This is a genomic window from Chryseobacterium phosphatilyticum, from assembly GCF_002899825.2.
In the GTDB taxonomy this organism is placed as follows: Bacteria; Bacteroidota; Bacteroidia; order Flavobacteriales; family Weeksellaceae; genus Chryseobacterium; species Chryseobacterium phosphatilyticum.
This window is the reverse complement of record NZ_PPED02000006.1, coordinates 118726-136795: the sequence shown is the minus strand read 5'-3', so window position 1 is coordinate 136795 and position 18070 is coordinate 118726. Positions and strand designations below refer to the sequence as shown.

General features: G+C 34.8%; 15 protein-coding genes. 12 read left to right on the top strand and 3 right to left on the bottom strand.

The annotated features are described in order from the left end of the window. Window positions 1-19 precede the first annotated feature (19 nt). Window positions 20-1744 (bottom strand): helix-turn-helix transcriptional regulator, encoded by a 1725-nt coding sequence (locus C1631_RS20770; RefSeq protein ID WP_109713975.1) that lies wholly within the window; start codon window positions 1742-1744, stop codon window positions 20-22. 203 nt (window positions 1745-1947) lie between these two features. Here C1631_RS20770 and C1631_RS20765 point away from each other — a divergent pair, with 203 nt between their 5' ends. From C1631_RS20765 to C1631_RS20730, 8 genes are all read left to right on the top strand, one after another. After that, window positions 1948-2130 carry a hypothetical protein gene (locus C1631_RS20765; RefSeq protein ID WP_103246707.1) on the top strand — a complete coding sequence of 61 codons (183 nt, stop codon included), beginning with the start codon at window positions 1948-1950 and terminating at the stop codon, window positions 2128-2130. A gap of 74 nt (window positions 2131-2204) precedes the next feature. After that, window positions 2205-4322 (top strand): prolyl oligopeptidase family serine peptidase, encoded by a 2118-nt coding sequence (locus C1631_RS20760; protein ID WP_228441406.1) that lies wholly within the window; start codon window positions 2205-2207, stop codon window positions 4320-4322. A gap of 1 nt (window position 4323) precedes the next feature. Continuing rightward, complete coding sequence (locus C1631_RS20755; protein WP_109714088.1) at window positions 4324-6513, top strand: lantibiotic dehydratase family protein; 2190 nt, start codon at window positions 4324-4326, stop codon at window positions 6511-6513. Window positions 6514-6521: 8 nt separating this feature from the next. Continuing rightward, the gene (locus tag C1631_RS20750) at window positions 6522-7367 is read left to right on the top strand and encodes a thiopeptide-type bacteriocin biosynthesis protein (protein ID WP_109713971.1); all 846 of its coding nucleotides are present in this window, start codon (window positions 6522-6524) and stop codon (window positions 7365-7367) included. Between the two features lie 99 nt (window positions 7368-7466). Next, the gene (locus tag C1631_RS20745) at window positions 7467-9218 is read left to right on the top strand and encodes an alkaline phosphatase D family protein (RefSeq protein ID WP_109713969.1); all 1752 of its coding nucleotides are present in this window, start codon (window positions 7467-7469) and stop codon (window positions 9216-9218) included. A 104-nt stretch (window positions 9219-9322) separates the two neighbouring features. Further along, on the top strand, window positions 9323-10009 hold the full coding sequence (locus C1631_RS20740; RefSeq protein WP_103246705.1) for a hypothetical protein: 687 nt from the start codon (window positions 9323-9325) through the stop codon (window positions 10007-10009). Window positions 10010-10413: 404 nt separating this feature from the next. Then, window positions 10414-11994, top strand: coding sequence for a Na+/H+ antiporter (locus C1631_RS20735; RefSeq protein ID WP_109713966.1), 1581 nt, complete (start codon window positions 10414-10416; stop codon window positions 11992-11994). 15 nt (window positions 11995-12009) lie between these two features. After that, complete coding sequence (locus tag C1631_RS20730) at window positions 12010-13056, top strand: MBL fold metallo-hydrolase (RefSeq protein ID WP_103246704.1); 1047 nt, start codon at window positions 12010-12012, stop codon at window positions 13054-13056. A 52-nt stretch (window positions 13057-13108) separates the two neighbouring features. On the opposite strand, the gene C1631_RS24395 is transcribed toward C1631_RS20730, so the two are convergent. Continuing rightward, complete coding sequence (locus C1631_RS24395) at window positions 13109-13948, bottom strand: DUF4822 domain-containing protein (protein ID WP_228441404.1); 840 nt, start codon at window positions 13946-13948, stop codon at window positions 13109-13111. Between the two features lie 290 nt (window positions 13949-14238). Between C1631_RS24395 and C1631_RS20720 the strand changes: the two genes are divergently transcribed. The 3 genes from C1631_RS20720 (at window position 14239) to C1631_RS20710 (ending at window position 16460) form a co-directional block, all read left to right on the top strand. Then, window positions 14239-14952 carry a DUF434 domain-containing protein gene (locus tag C1631_RS20720; protein ID WP_165828347.1) on the top strand — a complete coding sequence of 238 codons (714 nt, stop codon included), beginning with the start codon at window positions 14239-14241 and terminating at the stop codon, window positions 14950-14952. Window positions 14953-14954: 2 nt separating this feature from the next. Beyond that, window positions 14955-15605: a tRNase toxin domain-containing protein gene (locus C1631_RS20715; RefSeq protein WP_109713964.1), complete on the top strand. Its 651-nt coding sequence runs from the start codon at window positions 14955-14957 to the stop codon at window positions 15603-15605. 69 nt (window positions 15606-15674) lie between these two features. Then, a complete protein-coding gene (locus C1631_RS20710; RefSeq protein ID WP_103246701.1) occupies window positions 15675-16460 on the top strand; it encodes a TatD family hydrolase in 786 nt (261 codons plus the stop codon). Window positions 16461-16543: 83 nt separating this feature from the next. On the opposite strand, the gene deoD is transcribed toward C1631_RS20710, so the two are convergent. Then, the gene (gene deoD, locus C1631_RS20705; RefSeq protein WP_103246700.1) at window positions 16544-17254 is read right to left on the bottom strand and encodes a purine-nucleoside phosphorylase; all 711 of its coding nucleotides are present in this window, start codon (window positions 17252-17254) and stop codon (window positions 16544-16546) included. Window positions 17255-17527: 273 nt separating this feature from the next. Between deoD and C1631_RS20700 the strand changes: the two genes are divergently transcribed. Further along, window positions 17528-17917 (top strand): VOC family protein, encoded by a 390-nt coding sequence (locus C1631_RS20700; protein ID WP_103246699.1) that lies wholly within the window; start codon window positions 17528-17530, stop codon window positions 17915-17917. The last annotated feature ends 153 nt before the right edge of the window (window positions 17918-18070 follow it).

Genomic DNA, 18070 nt, shown 5'->3' with positions numbered 1-18070 from the left:
AGTGCTACAAAAAATAAATTTACTGAATAATTGATTTCTCAATTTCTTTGATATAAATAGAAGGGGTAATTCCTGTCTTTTTCTTAAATGCAATAGAAAATGCCTGTACATTATTGTAACCTATTTCTTCTGCAATAGCTGGTAATTTGTAAGATCTAAACTTTTTATCTTTTACAAGTAGATCCAACACGTAGTCAATACGAAGATCATTAAGATAAGCAGTGAAATTTTTTCCTTTGTGATTATTAATAATTTCAGATAGATAAGCAGTATTGGTTTTTATACTTTTTGCTAAACTGGCTAATGTAATACCATTTTTTAAAAACTGCAGTTTACTCTCAAACAGGTCTAAAGCTTTTAAGATCGATTGAGCAACATCTTCAGGAACAGTTTTGATTATTTTATTTTCAGTGATTTCAGCTTTTGCAAACACTTCCGGCACATTGATCTCATCTTCACTTGTAATTGTAACAGGAGCTGCTTCCAGGTTTCTTTTTTCAATCAAATGGATTAGATCCTGAGCAATTTTTCGATGTTTTTTTTCAGCTTTTTTTGTTTTATAATAAAACATTGCAAGCAATACAAGTGAGAGGACTAAAATACTAATGGAAACATATAAAAATGTCTTTCTGTTTTTTAAATCTGTGATGATATCTTCTTTTTCCTGCAGAAGGTTGGGGGTATCGTATTTTTTTGGTAGTTCTGTAGATAAATAGCGGAACTGTTCATCAAGTTTTTTATCAACTTTTAGAAAACGGTCAATATAATATAGTTGTTTTTCTTTATCATTTTTTTCTTTATAATAATCTATGAGATAGGTGTAGGTCTCGCGGAGCTCAGGGAAGGTAATGTTAGTGTTCTGTATATTAGAATCTAACTTAGCAAAATATTGTACCGCTTTTTTCTTGTCTCCTAATCCATTATATGAATTACCTATATGATATAATGCATAGTTTTCATTATTATCTTTTATTCCCGAAAAATAATCATACGCTTTTAATAGTCCATCGAGTGCAATCTTATATTCTTTTTGTTTTAAATGATAAAGCCCGGATAAGTATTGATATTGACTAATGCTATATTTATTTTTGTTTTCAAATGAATACTTTAATCCCTGTTGAATCAATATATTTGCAGAATCTAGTTTGTTAATTTCAATATAGCAGTTAATAAGGTTTACTCTGTTTTGATTATGTTCTGACTCAAGAAAATCTTTTTTATTATAATAATACCTGAAAATTTTAGCCGCCTCAGCGTTTCTACCAATATAGCTATTGATATAAGCAATATTTAGGTTTGTATAGGCAATTAGTTTTTCATCTTTTTGCTCTTTTGCATATTTTAAGCTTAAAATGTAATTGTCCAGTGCTGCTTTTAATTGATCATATTTGTAGTATTGATTTCCTTTTAGTCTGTATACGGTAGAAATATAGTAACTTCCTTTAACATTTTTTGTAACCATAGATATACTGTCAATGTATTTTAAGGCTGTTGAGAAACTCTCATTAAAATGCATGAGAGTATACCCTTCCGCTATCTGAACAGTATTTTTTTCTTTTTTTGCTTTCTTTAAATAATATCTGGCAATTTTTTTAGATTCAGAAACTTTATCATTATTATAATAATCATCAAATTTACTCTTCAGTTGTGAATAAGTAAACTCACCTAAAGAATCAACTATTTTTGTTTGAGCATTTGCAAAGCTACCCAGCAGTAATAAAATTATAAATATTAACTTCATCATTTTTTTTCAATACAGTACAAATTTACATTTTTCTTAATCAAAAAACTACTAAGTTGAAAATCAATATAAATACATTTAACTGTCTTTTTTTCAGTACTTTGTGTTGTATGTCATATGGTATTGATTTATAAATTCGTAGATTGTTTTTATTGTTAATTTGAAAAATATTCTTTTATTTGTGTTAAACTTTTAAATAAATTTTGATGAAAAAATCAGTTAAACAAGAAAAAAAATTATCGTTGAAGAAACTACAAATTATGAAAATTAACGATATGAAAGTTATTAAAGGGGGATTGAATTTAGGTAATAATGGTAGTATGGTTATTGATAATGATGGTGATGACGATCAGACGCCAACTCCTTTAAGAAATACTCATGTAAAATAACTGACTTATTTATGAGGCCCTTATTTATCATTACTTGCTTTTCTTCTTTCCTCTTTCATGCTCAAAAAACAAATTTGCCACCATCAGTTCCTGCTACAGATGAATATTTTGGAGTTAAAATTTCTGACGATTATAGAAATCTTGAAAACCTGGATGATACAAATACTATTAATTGGATGAAGTCTCAGACTGCATACACAAATTCTATTTTAGACCAGATTCCCAACAAAAATTATTATTTAGACAAAAGGCTTGAATTTGATAAAAGGCAAGGTTATTCTTTGACTAACCTGAAAATGGCAAGTAATGATAAGTATTTTTATTTAAAAAAAAACGACACTGAAAAAGTAGCAAAGCTGTATTCCAGAGAAGGGCTATCAGGAAAAGAAGAATTACTGTATGATCCCAGCAGCTATAGAAATAATGAAAAAACAAATCATGAATTTGTAATTAATTATATAAATCCAAGCTGGGATGGAAGTAAGGTTGCCATCTCAATGGCGGAAAAAGGACAAGAATTAGCAGAAGTCATTGTTCTTGATGTGAATAAAAAATATATTTATCCTGAAGTTATTGGTCAGATTGAGCCAGTAAGTGGAGGGGGAGTAAAATGGTTAGATGACAATAGTGGTTTCTTCTATCTTTATTATCCTACTACGGATTCTAAATCCCTGGATTTCTATAAAAACACGCGAACAGTTTTATATAAAATCGGAACAGATCCGAAAAAGATAAATGATGTATTTTCTGCTAAAAATAATCCTGATCTAAATATTACCGAGGAACATTTTCCCATGATCGTGGATATTGATAGAGAGGATCAATACTATGTAGCCATGTTAGTCGATTATGAAAGCTATAGAAAAACATTCATTATCAGTAAAAACGATTTATTAAACGGTAAGAAAAATTGGAAACCATTCTATGATCCTAGTGATAAAGTAAAGAATCTGGATTTATGGGGAGATCAGGTAGTTTTTTTATCGTCATTTAACACGTCCTTTAACCAACTATGCAAAACAAGTATTAATAATCCCAACTTTAAACGCCCGGAAATTCTTGTTCCCGAGAAAAAAGATGAGTTTATTAAAAGTTACAGAATTACAAAAGATGGGATCTATTATACCACCACTAAAAATGGGGTAGAAGCAAAATTATACCTGTACAAGGATGAAAAAGATATTCCTATTCAACTTCCTTATGTGTCAGGAAGTGTTAATTTGCAATCTGAGGGAGAAAATTCTTCTGGTATCTGGATAACTTGTGCTGGTTGGGCTAATGAAGGCCAACGTTTCAGATATGATGTAAAAACCAATACATTTAATCCTGAAAACTTGGCTCCAGTCGCAAAATATCCTGAATTTGAAAATATTGTTGTCAAAGAAATTACGGTAAAAGGAAAAGATGGAGAAGAAATTCCGGTTTCTTTAATTTACAATAAAAATCTTAAGAGAAATGGGGATAATAGGGTATTGATTGATAGTTATGGATCATACGGGATTTCGATAAACCCATTTTTTTCTACTACTTATTTATTGTGGGTGAACCAGGGAGGAATGGTTGCAGTAGCCCATGTAAGAGGTGGTGGAGAAAAAGGAGAAAAATGGCGCTTAGCTGGTTTAAAAGAAACAAAACCCAATACATGGAAAGATCTGATTGACTGTACTGAATATTTAATAAAAGAAAAGTATACTACAAAAGATAAAGTGGCAATTTGGGGTGCTAGCGCAGGAGGGATTACAGTGGGGAGAGCTATGACCGAAAGACCTGATTTGTTTAAAGCTGTTATTGCCGAAGTAGGGGTTATGAATCCACTTAGAGATGAAACAACTCCTAATGCTCAGCCAAAAGAATTTGGAACAATAAAAGATCCTAAGGAATTTAAAGCATTACTCGAGATGGACTCCTACCAACACATTAAAAAGGGAACCAGATATCCTGCTACCTTTATAACAGGTGGAATAAATGATCAGAGAGTCGCTGTATGGGAACCTGTAAAATATGCGGCTAAATTAATGACTAGTACCGCTTCTATTAATCCGATATTGCTTAAAATAGATTTTGAAGGTGGGCATGCAGGTAATGTACCTGTAGCGCAGCGTTATTCGAATATAGGAGAAATGTTTGCGTTTGCATTATGGCAACTTGGACATCCGGATTATCAACCCAAACAAAAAAATACAGAGAAGTAAAATGCCTCGTTTTCCTTATCAGTTTTTTAATGAGTATATGATGCGTACTCCTTTGTTTTCATATAAAAAATTTTATGAAAAAATAAGCAAAGATGAAGTATCAGATGAAGAGTTGAATGAAATTTTCAATAATAAGGTATTTCAGGAAGCCGTTTATTTAGCCTCACCAGACTTACATGAAGAGCTATCTAAATATTTTAATTCAGAACGGGAACCTTCTGCAAAAGAATATCAAAAACTAAAAAATACCATTTTAAAGTATTATAGCCGAATGTGTACCCGTTGTACTCCATTCGGCTTATTTTCTAATGTTAGTGTAGGAGATTTTGATGATGTAAAGAGAGAAATATCTGATCATTCTGATGATTTAGTCAGAGATACCAAGCTAGATATGCACTTTCTTGTTACTTTAGTGCACCATTTTGTAAAGACGCAGGAAATAAGACAAAAACTTCTGTTCTTTCCAAACAACAGCCTGTATAAACTGGGAAATAAAATCCGGTATATAGAATACCAATATACAAATGGCAAAAGAGAGTATATTATCTCCTCGGCTCCTCTTTCAGAAGAATTACAGCAAGTATTACAATTTTCAAAAACAGGAAAAACGATTCAGGAACTTTCAGAAATTCTCGTAAATGAAGAAATAACTCTGGAAGATGCTTCGGATTTTTTGGAAGAATTAATAGATAATCAGGTTCTTGTAAGTGAGCTTGAACCTAATGTTTCAGGAAAAGACTTTTTGGAGACTATACTTTTAGTTTTACACAGGATTAAAGCAGATAAAGAAATATCCCTTTTGCTTTCCATAAAAAATAAATTAGATGAAATAGACCAGGAAATCGGAAATCATATCTCAAAGTATTATGAAGTTGAGAGACTTATACAATCCTTTGAAATACAATACGATCGAAAGTACTTGTTCCAGACAGATCTATATTCTAAAATTAAATTCACTCTACCCAGGTTTTGGAAAAATAAATTAAAAAAAGCCATTATTTTCTTAAACAAAATACACCAGCCTCAGCAGGGTACCTCATTGGAAAGATTTAAAAAAGCCTTTGCAAAGAGATATGAAGCACAGGAAGTTTCTTTAAGCCTTGCTCTCGATACTGAAGCAGGTATTGGATACAAGCAGAATACTGCCATAAAAGGTATTCATCCGTATTTAGATGATTTAAAGATTCCTGCTTCCAAGAAAGGTCAAAACAGTACTATTATTCTTAATCCAATCCAGAAGATTCTCAATGAGAAATTACAAAATGCCTTATTAGAAGGCCAATATACAATAGAATTGTCTGATGAAGACTTTAAAGATTTTGAAGAAGACTGGAATAATTTGCCTGATACGATCTCTTTTCTGGCAGAAATTGTTTCAGACCATCATCAGGAGAAATTATTTATAAATAGTCATACAGGAAGTAGTGCTGCTAATTTTTCAGGAAGATTTTGTTCAGAAAAATCAAAAATACAAGCTTTAACAAAAGCAATTACAAAAAAAGAAGAAGAACTGAATGCTAAATATATTTTAGCTGAAATAATTCATTTACCAGAAGCAAGAATAGGCAATGTAATTCGAAGACCTACTTTAAGACAATATGAAATTCCATATCTGGCGCAGTCGGTTTTAAATAAAGAAAATCAAATATCAGTAGATGATTTGTATATTTCTTTGAAGAATGACAATATTATTTTACGTTCTAAAAATCTGAATAAAGAGATACGACCCTATTTAACAAACGCTCATAATTATTTCACCAATTCCTTACCCGTTTATCATTTTCTATCTGATTTATATTCACAAAATGCAGATCCGAAACTATATTTTGATTGGGGAAATTTAGATCAGATCTATAAATTTCTGCCCAGAGTAGAATATAATAATATCATTCTTTCAAAGGCTCGATGGAAAATTACAGAAAAGGATATTGCTTCCCTTGATATCCTGATTTCGGATAAAAAGCTTTTTTTAGCTGAATTGGAAAAATGGAGAGCGAAAAGAAAAATTCAACCCTGGATTCAGTGGGCAAAGTTTGATAATACATTAACAATGAATCTGGAAAATTATGATATGGCAAAACTTTTTATTCAAACTATAAAAAGTGAAAAGTCAATCCATATTGAAGAATTTCTGTATAATGAAAATAGGGACTTTAAATATGAATTTGTCTTTCCTATGTATAAAAATTAAAAGGTATAATGGTGACCCAAAGACAATTTTTCCCCGGAAGTGAATGGCTGTATCTTAAAATATATACAGGAATAAAAACCGCTGATATCATTTTGGAAGAAGCTGTTGCCTTTTTAATGGAGGACTTTCAGAAAAATAACCAGATCTCAAAATGGTTTTTCATCCGTTATATCGATCCCGAGCCACACCTGAGAATAAGGCTTAAGGTCAGCAATATAAATAATTACAATGAAATTTTTGAAAAAATCAATGATGCCTTAAAAGAATATACTGAAAGTGGAGAGATCTCCAGTATTATAGTTGATACGTACAATAGGGAAATAGAAAGATATGGAGAAAACACAATGGAAGAAGCTGAAACTTTATTCCACGACAATAGTGAATTTACTCTACAATGTTTGCATTATGATGATGAGGAAAAAATTATTATTTCTCTTTACTATATTGATCAGGTTCTCGACGAAATCAATCTTACGATTCTGGAAAAACTTGAATGGATCAGGTATTTCAATGATGCTTTTAAACAAGAGTTTAATGCAGATAAAAAACTCAATTCACAATTAGATAAAAAATATAGAGAATTTAAACCAAAATTTGTTGATTTTCTTACTTCTGAAGAATTTTTTGAAGAAAGAGAGACAGTCAACAATATTCTGATTGGTAATCTTGCATTTCAGAATATTATTAACCATCATGAAAACGAATCCTTAGGAATGCCCTTACGGGATTTTTTTCAAAGTATATTTCACATGAACATCAACAGACTTTTCATATCTGATCAAAGATTATTTGAAATGGTAATCTATGACTATTTACTCAGGCATTATAAAACGACAATGAATTATTCTTTATAAGCTGCAGTTAAACGATTGTTTAAAAAACCATAAAAGATAATTAAAACTCAGTTAACAACTTTTTTCCTCAGATAACGTTGCTTTGCAAAAAAAGTAATGATGGAAAATAGTAACCAGCTCAACAGAAGAAAATTTCTTAAAAACTCCTTACTGGCAGCCGGAGGAATTTTTATTGCTCCTCTCATCGAAAGCTGTAGTGATGATTTTACCGGAGATGTCGACGCAGCTCCGGATGGATTGAAAAATTCAGGATTTGAATCAGGGGTAGCCAGTTTTGATCCGGGAGCAACGGGAGTGATTATCTGGACAAGATATTCGGCAGGGGCTAATGCTGAAATTACCTGGGAAATCAGTAAGAACAATAGTTTTTCAGAGGTGGTAAGAAGAGGAAAGGCCAATGCAACTGCTGTTAACGATTTTACCATCGCTGTTGATATACAGAATATTCCTTCCCATACAAAATACTACTACAGATTTTATAACGGAACAACGAAAGAAGTAAGTGTTGTTGGTGAAACATTGACATTACCTTCCCAATCGGATTCGGTAAATGAGGTGAAAATGGCTGTCGTCTCCTGTTCTAATTTTCCCGCAGGACTTTTTAACGTATATGGAGCCATTGCGCAATCTGAAGCAGATGTGGTGGTTCATCTTGGAGATTATATCTATGAATATGCACCAGGGCAATATGGAACCAATCCTTATACCAACCCACTGGGAAGAATCCACAAGCCGGCTAAAGAAATTCTTACCCTTGATGACTACAGAGAAAGATACAGACAATACAGAGGAGATAAAAATCTTCAGCTGCTTCATCAGAAAAAGCCATTTATCTGTGTTTGGGATGACCATGAATTTGCCAATGATACCTATAAGTCAGGAGCTGAAAACCATCAGCCGGACGAAGGAGATTTCCAGGCTAGAAAAATGGCAGCCTTTCAGGCATACAGCGAGTATATCCCTCTAAAAACCGGAAAGGATCTGAGAATTTACCGAAGTTTCAATTTCGGAAATATAGTATCTCTTTATATGATGGATACCAGAGTCATTGCACGAGACAAGCAAATGGAGTACTCAGACTATCTGGATAGTGCAGGAAATTTTAATCAGGCACAATTTCAGACAGACTTTTTAAGCACAAACAGAAAACTGATCGGAAATGAGCAAATGACGTGGCTTGGCTCTCAGATAAATGCAGATACGGCAAAATGGAAAGTACTGGGACAACAGATCCTCATGACCAAAATGATGGTTCCTGCTGAACTCCTCATGTTACTGAACCGGATTCTGGCTGAAATAAAACAACATGGAAGTGCGCAACCCGCAACAATGCAGGCTCTTCAGACCACATTGACCCAATTGGTTGTCATTAAAACAAGATACAAACAACAGGATCCAACCCTCACCCCGCAGGAAATTGCAAGAATTAAAACGACGTTACCATACAATCTCGATGCTTGGGACGGCTATTTTATGGAAAGAGAACAGTTGTATTCCATTCTGGCAGGAAAAAATGTAGTAGTTCTGGCAGGAGATACACACAATGCATGGCTCGGTAAACTAACCAATGCACAGGGAACTTTCATCGGAACAGAACTCGCTTGTAGTTCGGTTTCCTCTCCGGGATTAGAAGGTTACCTGGGAATTACATCTGATCCTACAAAAGCCATTGAACTGGCTCAGGCATTTTCAGTACTGATTGATGACCTGGACTATGCCAACCTTTATAAAAGAGGGTATCTTCATGTGAAATTTACCACAGGAAGTTCTCAGGCAGAATGGAGGTTTGTAGACAATGTCTTTTCCGAAACTTATACTACCAGTACTGAAAAAACACATACTATATCATAGTTTTAAACTCATATCTTATTTTCAATTTTGTACAAATAGAGCTGCAGCGCGCCACTGTAGCTCTTTTCTTTGCTTTTATCCCTTTTTTTTCATATCTTAAGCCTATGCAAGAGGAAGTAGAAAAAGAATTTTTAGCATTAGAATCTAAACCCTGGTGGATGATGACCTGGCTGATCAGGATCTTTACCCCTGTTTTTTTACTAACGATTATTGTACTGTTTCTGGTATTTCCATTTCTGTTGTCCAGTAATGAAATAGTTTTTGTCATACTCGCTGTATTATATTATCCGACATTGATTTACATCGGATATCGCATATTTCGTAAGGCTAAAAAAGCCTTCGCAGAAAGAGTGACTAAAATTGTGGTAGATCATAAAGGACTCCGTTATTATAAAGTAAATGGAAGTACAGAAGAAATTCTTTACAGTCAGATTCAGGGATGGGGTCTCACTGATGTATATGATATAGGTTTACATTACAAAGCAAAAACACAAATTCTGGCATTACGGTATAATGATGATGTTGTTGAAGTTGATTTTGGCAAGATAGATCCGGGATTTACCTATTATGCACGAAATACAAGAGCTCTCAGAAGGAAGTTCATTCAGGGTATTGTTTATTTCAGGCCAGACCTGAGAGTAGATCCTTTCGTATTTTATAATTTCTATATCCATCCTGAAAACTTTCAATTTAACGCCAGACAGTATTGGAAGAGTATACTGAGTACAGCTGTAGTGATGTTGATTCTGGGTACAGCACTAGCCTTTTTCATGCTATGGCTGGTGAAATGAGATAGTAAAAAAAATAAAATAAAAATGCTGAATTTGTATCAGATAAAAAGACCGTTTTCTTTAATTTTTTAGAAGCTTGATCCTGCTATCCACTCATACTCCTCGTGCCAAAGCACTCCAACGCTCAATTCCTCCGACCCCCTGACTCATACTGCGGGGTAACCGCTTCTATCAGGGCTAGAGATCCACAAGAAAAATAAATCAATAGGAGCAGGCTTTAGTCAAAAAAGAGCAAAAGATATTTCAAAATATGGCTAAAATCATAATAAAAGTATAAGATCAAAAAATGCAAATTTTCCGAACCAAATGCTTATATTTATTTTTCTATTGAAGGTAAAACCAAGCAAAAGAAATTTTATTTCTTAAAAATGACATAATTTGGTTTAAAATTAATTGAAAAAACAATGGTGGAAAATTTTATTTATTACTTAGGATTAGTCCTGGTAATCATTGGTGCTATTATGCTGGCCAATCGTTTAAAAGTAGCATATCCTATTATTCTGGTCATTGCCGGGTTACTGATCAGTTTCATTCCCGGTTTACCGACGATCAAAATTGATCCCGAACTTATATTTATCATTTTCCTTCCACCACTTTTATACGAAGCTGCTTTTGCCGTTTCATGGAAGGAAATATGGAAAATGAGACGGATTATTACCAGTTTTGCTTTCATTGTGGTTTTTCTTACCGCCATATCAGTTGCCTTTATTGCTAATTCTTATATCCCTGGATTTTCATTGGCCTTGGGCTTCGTGTTGGGAGGAATTGTATCTCCACCCGATGCTGTGAGTGCAGGTGCTATTTTAAAATTTGTAAAAGTTCCTAAAAATTTGTCTACCGTTTTAGAGGGAGAAAGTCTTTTTAATGATGCATCTTCTCTGATTATATTTAGGTTTGCCATGGTAGCGGTGGCTACAGGGCAGTTTCTGTGGCAGGATGCAATAGTAAGCTTTGGGTGGATGATTTTCGGAGGACTGGGAATAGGGGTAGCATTAGCGTATATCTTTTTGAAAATAGGGAAAATATTTCCTACAGACGTTAATATGGATGCGATCCTAAGCCTGGTTGCTCCCTATGTAATGTACATTGCTGCAGAAGAGGTTCATGCTTCCGGAGTGTTGGCTGTAGTAAGTGGAGGATTGTTTCTTTCCGTCCGAAGACATGAAATTTTCAAGACTTCAGAATCAAGGTTAAAAGGCTCCAACGTATGGGAGAGCTTTGTATTTTTAATCAACGGAATAGTATTCTTATTAATTGGATTAGATCTTCCGGAAATTATGCTGGGCTTACAAAAAGAAGGAATAAGCTTATCTGAAGCGATCACTTATGGACTTATGATTACAGCCGTACTTATCGTTGTTAGACTTCTGGCATCTTTTGGAGCTGTATTTACTACATTGGTGATGCGAAATTATATCAACGTCGCTGATAGGAGCCCCGGAATGAAAGCCCCCATTTTGATGGGATGGACGGGAATGCGCGGTGTAGTGTCCCTCGCCGCTGCCTTATCGATCCCGGTGATAATGGAAAACGGGCAGCCTTTTCCACACCGTGATCTCATTCTCTTTATTACCTTTGTGGTTATTCTGGTCACCTTAATTCTTCAGGGACTTACATTACCGACATTGATCAAAAAACTGAATTTATCCGACTCAAAGGACGGGTATCTTTCGAAAGAAGAGTCAGAACATTTTTTACGAAGAGGAATGCGTCATGTAGCCATAAATTATCTTAATGAAAACTACAGAGAAAGGAGACGTGAAAATGAGTATTTCAATAAAATGCTTGACCGTTGGGAGCAAGAAGATAAAGAAGACTCTATCCATAAAATGTCTGATGAAGGAAAAAAAATGTATTTTGAGGCATTAGAACAGCAGCGAATCTGGCTTCGGGAAGAAAACAGACGTAATATAAACATAGATGAAGAACACATAAGACATTATCTAACAAGGCTTGATCTGGAAGAAGAGAGAGTAAGAATGTAAAATAATCCTATCAGAATGAATTTAGTAAAGCAACTCGGGCAATTCCCTGATGAAAAAAGAAAAGAATATTTCGATACGCTTCCCAATTACGCCTATGGGAAATTTCAAAACATACTAAATACTCCTGCTTTACTGGAAGGCGAGAGCATGACCAAAGCACTTTTGGGAAGTCTGTGTAAAATTGAAAATACATCCCCTCGAACGACTCTCCCTTTTGTAACAACAGACCTGAAAAACCTCACCCGTGAAGAGAATGTTCTGGTATGGTTCGGGCATAGTTCTTATTTTATACAGGTTGATGGTAAACGTTTTCTGATAGACCCTGTTTTTAGTGGAAATGCCTCCCCAATGCCAGGTTCTATAAAAGCTTTTCTGGGTGCAGATTATTATAAAACGGAACATATGCCGGATATTGACTTTCTTCTTATTTCCCATGATCACTGGGATCATCTGGATTATAAAACAGTGCAGGGACTAAAAAATAAAGTGGGTACCGTAATCTGCGGGTTGGGAACCGGCCAGCATTTTGAATATTGGGGATGGAACCCTGAAAAGTTCATTGAAAAAAACTGGTGGGAAAGTATAGATCTTGCGAATGGATTTACTTTGACATTAACTCCGGCAAGACACTTTTCAGGAAGATTATTAAATAGAAATATCTCCCTTTGGACATCCTTCGTATTAAAAACCCCCACTAAAAATCTATTTCTGGGAGGGGATAGTGGCTATGGAGATCATTTTGTCGAAATTGGAAATAGATATGGCCCCTTTGATCTGGCTGTCATGGAATGCGGACAATACAATGAAAAATGGCCATACATCCATTCTTTGCCGGATCAGATTATTACAGAAGTACAGGAATTAAAAGCCAAAAACTTTATACCCGTCCACAATTCAAAGTTCAAGTTGTCACAACACACCTGGTATGAACCATTGGAACTGGTATCAAAATATGCAGAAGAAAACCATCAACCCATTACATTACCGCTTATTGGGGAAAAAGTAAATCTGGACACCCTTAATCATGTGGCCTGGAAAAAATGGTGGGAAGAATATATTTAACAGTAAAACCTACTCATATCGAGTAGGTTTTACTTATGATCAAAAAATAATACTATACAGGTTCCTTATGGTTAACCTTAGTATGGATGATATCATAAAATACTGCCGGGTTTGCCGCATTAGGAGTGATTCTGTAGGTAAATGTCGTTTCATTCAGCACCAGAATATCAACAACTCTTGTGAATGTCGGGGTAGTAAGTGTTCTCTTTTTTCCATCAGGAGAAATAGACCATGTTCCTTCAGAACGCAAAACATCATTTAATCCGAAAATTTTAAAAGTTCCATTGGCTTTGAAGTAAGAGTATCCCACATAGCCGGATACATTACTGTCATTTAATGCCACGGTATTTCCGTCTTTATCTTTAGCACCAGTTGTTTCCCAAGGCGTAGAAGCCAATGTAAGCTGACCATTACCTGGCTCGGCATGAGACGTTTTTGTGTGGATGATATCATAATAAACAGACGGATCAGCAGAATTAGGACGAATTCTATAGGTGAATTCATTTCTGTTTAAAACAAGAATTTCAACGTCACGGCTGAAAATAGTAGTCCCATCAGGGTTCAGCGATGAAATCGTTCTGGTCTTTCCCTGCGCATCCACTGACCATGTTCCCATAGATCTCAAAACATCATTCAGACCATAAATAGAAAAATTCCCATTAGCTTTGAAGTAGGCGAAACCTACATATCCGGCAACGCTGCCATCTGTTAGTGCAACGTTATTCCCATTTTTATCTTTAGCTCCGGTGGTTTCCCATGGGGTAGAAGATAAAACCTGTGAAGGAGTTTGTTGCTCAATACTAATTTCATTATCATCATTTGAACATGATACAAAAGATGCTGATAAGAGTACTGCAGCAGATAAATAACATAATTTTTTCAGGGTATTCATAAGAGTATTTTTAAGTATTTTGCAAACATATCCCTTATTGCTGTTTCGAACTTTGTACAAAATATCTCTTTTGTTGTAGAAAATATAACTCATCATCTTTAGTTTTATTAAACCTGTAAAAGATGCTGGTTTTTGTGAAGTAAGGAGACATTCATGTTTGAAAAGAATAATTTTGTCTGGATTTTATCGCCAACGAGGAATAGAAATTTCAGTTTCAAATACAAAGCTCCATCTTCTCCCTTCAAACTTCCTGTATTTTCTCATATCTTTCTAAAAAACTATTTTTGAATATGAATAGCAGAAATCGAGGGAAGAACACCGGTGATGATACTTTATTCAGCTCAGAGAAACAGCTCGGTAAACTCAGGCTGGCAGTTCAGGATATGCATTATTTGCTGACAAGAGAATATCCGGAGAAATCTGCATCTGTGCTGGTAGGACATCGATATAGGTTAAAACCCAGACAGATACAAGCGGTAAGGGGAGCGTCAGCATCTGAGCAGCAGTTGTACCAAAGAAAATCAAAACAGCAGAAAGCTTCAGATTTAAAAGGGAAAACAGTTTATCTTGATGGTTTCAATGTTTTGATCCTGCTGGAAAGTTTACTTTCTGAAGCCTATATTTTTGAAGGGTTAGATAGATGTTTTCGTGATCTTTCGGAGGTACACGGTACTTATAAAAGAGTTAATCAGACCTTAAAAGCGATTGAGCTTGTTGAGGCTTTTTATCGAAAAAATGAAATTCAAAAGTTAATCTGGGTCTTCGATCAACCCGTTTCCAACAGTGGGAGAATAAAACAGATTATTCTTGATTTTAGCAGAGAAAATAATCTTAACTGGGAAGCAGAATTGCAATATAATCCTGATAAATTCTTAGTGGAAAGCTCAGAAATTATCATCTCCTCAGATGCATGGATTCTCGATCATTGCAAAGAGTGGTTTAATCTCATCGGATATCTGATCGAAGAAGAAAGCCCGCCAGTTAATCTGCTAAAAACATATTAAAAATGAATCTGTTTGAAAAATATATTCCATTTATTTCAAATTCCTGGATAGAAAAATACCAGGCTGTCTTAGCAAAAGAACATTTGGAAAGTTTGGAAGAGAATCTCAAAAAATTTAAAAACAATACCCTCAAATATGATCAGCCTTATTTCAACGAAGAAATAGAAATCAACAGGGAGGAAGTCTTTGGAAAGTTTATATCTATTCTTGAAAATAATCAATCTGATGAGGTAAAAGCACAGCTTTTAGAAGTAATTCCGTTTGAAGACTGGCTTGTTGTATTAGGGCAAAGGCTGACCTCTGCAAGTATCCGTGATGAAACTGCTGTTCCTCCTCTTAACTCTATTTTGATCAAAGCTTGTAGTGAACCTTTTAACAATGAAATTACCATCGCCCAAAGAGCGTGGGAAAAACATACCGGAAGAATGCATAATAATTTCTGGGGTGAAGTGAAAGGAAACAACCAGGAGAAGCAGGAAAAAGTGATGGCCAAAATCAATGATATCCTTGAACATGCCACCTGGTGGAATGTTTTCTTTCATTATAAACATCAACTTGTCTTTGAAGTCAGGGAAAAAGAAGGACATGGAATCCGTTGGAGCCATGGTGGAACAAAACTGATTGGTTTTCTTGAAAAATTCATCAATGAATAATTGGAGAACAACGTAAAAAGATTGCGCATCAACTCGGTAATTTTGCCACGATAAAAAACAATATTAAAAATGAATACATACATCGACATTGGCATTAATCTGACCAATAAACAGTTCTATAATGAACACGACGAAATTATCAACAGGGCTTTGAACCATGGTGTAGAGCATATGATTCTCACCGGAACTAGTGTAAAAGGAAGCAAAGAATCTGCAAAAATAGCAGGAGAATATCCGGATATTTTATTTTCAACAGCAGGGATTCATCCCCATGATGCCAAGTCTTTTAATAATGAAAGTATTAATGAACTTAGAAAGTTGCTGAAGCAGGATCATGTTATTTCAGTGGGCGAATGTGGATTGGATTTTGATCGTGATTTTTCTCCAAGATCCGTTCAGGAAAAATGTTATAAAGCACAGCTGGAGCTGGCCATAGTAGTTGATAAGCCTCTTTTTCTGCATGAAAGAGCTGCCTTTGAAAGATTTAATGAAATTACAGATGAATACCTTTCTCAGTTACCGGAAGCAGTAGTACATTGCTTCACCGGAACCTTGAATGAAGCGAAAATATATCTGGATAAAGGATATTACCTTGGGTTCACCGGAGCAATAAGTGATGAAAGAAGATTTAAACAGTTAGAAGATGTAATCAGGTACGTTCCACTCGACAGAATGATGATTGAAACCGATGCACCATTTATGCTTCCAAAGAATATACCCAGAACTCAGAACAGGAGAAATGAACCCTCATTTTTACCTTATGTTGCACAAACTATTGCCCGTTTAAAAAAGATAGACATTTCTGAAGTAGCAGACGAAACAACAGAAACCGCCAGACAATTTTTCAGAATATAAAAAAGAGCTCTACTGATAAAGTAAAGCTCTTTTTTTATAGCAAATTTGCCTCGGGCGTTGAGATGCCCGGCCTCTTGGCTTTTTTACAAACTTTTAATGGCTGATTCTAAAGCCAGTTCCATCATTGGGTTCAAGGCTTTTTCTCTTTGGTCAGCAGAGATTTTTTCGTGAGTAGGAATAATGTCGGTCACCGTAAGAATTGTCGCTGCATTTTTTCCTAAGTGTTGTGCATTCGCAAACAATCCGAAAGCTTCCATTTCTACTGCCGGGCAATTGTATTTTGTAGCAATTTCAGGAGTAGCAGGATCTTTTCTGTAGAAAATATCACTACTGTGAATGTTGATTGCTTTTGCATTTAATGATAATTCCTTAGACGTTTCATTGATGGTGTTGAAGATATTTCCCTGGTGAGGAAGAATTTCATCTTCAATTCCCCATGCATACTTAGCATAAGTACTTTCACTTGCGGCATTTTCGATATTTAAAATATCAAAAAGCTTAAGATCTGTATTATAAGCACCACAAGTTCCGATTCTGATGATCGTTTCTACTTCATATTCCGTAAATAGCTCGAAAGAATAGATCCCGATACTCGGAAAGCCCATTCCACTAGCTCCTACAGTAATTTCCTTACCTTTGTAAAGACCGGTATAATAAAATATTCCTCTGGTTTTGCTTACCAGTTCGGCATTTTCTAAATAATTTTCAGCAATGTACTGTGCACGAAGCGGATCCCCCGGCTGTAATACTACTTTGGCAATTTCTCCTTTGTTGGCACTGATGTGAATACTCATAATTTTATTTTGACTGTCGCAAAGATAATAACTTTTAGATTGTGGCCATTATTACGATGAGTGAAACAAGGAAGCTGTCTCTGATTTAAAAAAAACATAAGATGTTCGGAATAAATATTTTAAATACTATCATATTCCTGGTCTTTTAAAAAAATCATATTCTTTCCACAAAAATTAAAGTGGTAAATGCAGAATAAGAATGCAATAACAGAGAGCAGGTACTGAGGAATCAGGTCGTTTATTTTTGCAGAATTCAATCAATAAAATTTAAAAATGAAAATTGAGCACATTGCCATTTGGGTGAGAGACCTTGAAAAATCCAGAGATTTTTATCAGAAATATTTTGGAGCAATTTCCAATGAGAAGTATCACAATCCCATTAAAAACTTTCAATCTTATTTTCTGAGTTTTGATGACGGTAGCCGCATTGAAATTATGACTAAACCGGACATTAAAGACAGTGGAAATTCATACGATTCCCCACGGTTTGGAATCATACATCTGGCATTTTCGACAGGAAGTAAAGAAAAAGTAGATGAACTTACCAATCTCCTGAGAAAAGATGGATATACGATTGCCGGTGAGCCCCGTACAACGGGAGATGGCTATTATGAAAGCGTTATTCTCGATCCGGAAAATAATATCATCGAAATAGTTGCCTAACCCGTCCGCCTTGTCAAGGCGGACTTTTTTGTTTTCTGGTATCTGCGTAGTCAGCAAAATATAAAAAAAGATACTTTATACCTATAAGGCTTAAGTTCAAGTCATTTGTACGATTTATAGATCAAATTCCACCAATAATGACAAAGAAGACCA

Coding starts and splice junctions, on each gene's coding strand:
- C1631_RS20770 (WP_109713975.1), bottom strand. CDS start 1,744: ATGATGAAGTTAATATTTATAATTTTATTACTGCTGGGTAGCTTTGCA.
- C1631_RS20765 (WP_103246707.1), top strand. CDS start 1,948: ATGAAAAAATCAGTTAAACAAGAAAAAAAATTATCGTTGAAGAAACTA.
- C1631_RS20755 (WP_109714088.1), top strand. CDS start 4,324: ATGCCTCGTTTTCCTTATCAGTTTTTTAATGAGTATATGATGCGTACT.
- C1631_RS20750 (WP_109713971.1), top strand. CDS start 6,522: ATGGTGACCCAAAGACAATTTTTCCCCGGAAGTGAATGGCTGTATCTT.
- C1631_RS20745 (WP_109713969.1), top strand. CDS start 7,467: ATGGAAAATAGTAACCAGCTCAACAGAAGAAAATTTCTTAAAAACTCC.
- C1631_RS20740 (WP_103246705.1), top strand. CDS start 9,323: ATGCAAGAGGAAGTAGAAAAAGAATTTTTAGCATTAGAATCTAAACCC.
- C1631_RS20735 (WP_109713966.1), top strand. CDS start 10,414: ATGGTGGAAAATTTTATTTATTACTTAGGATTAGTCCTGGTAATCATT.
- C1631_RS20730 (WP_103246704.1), top strand. CDS start 12,010: ATGAATTTAGTAAAGCAACTCGGGCAATTCCCTGATGAAAAAAGAAAA.
- C1631_RS24395 (WP_228441404.1), bottom strand. CDS start 13,948: ATGAATACCCTGAAAAAATTATGTTATTTATCTGCTGCAGTACTCTTA.
- C1631_RS20720 (WP_165828347.1), top strand. CDS start 14,239: ATGAATAGCAGAAATCGAGGGAAGAACACCGGTGATGATACTTTATTC.
- C1631_RS20715 (WP_109713964.1), top strand. CDS start 14,955: ATGAATCTGTTTGAAAAATATATTCCATTTATTTCAAATTCCTGGATA.
- C1631_RS20710 (WP_103246701.1), top strand. CDS start 15,675: ATGAATACATACATCGACATTGGCATTAATCTGACCAATAAACAGTTC.
- deoD (WP_103246700.1), bottom strand. CDS start 17,254: ATGAGTATTCACATCAGTGCCAACAAAGGAGAAATTGCCAAAGTAGTA.
- C1631_RS20700 (WP_103246699.1), top strand. CDS start 17,528: ATGAAAATTGAGCACATTGCCATTTGGGTGAGAGACCTTGAAAAATCC.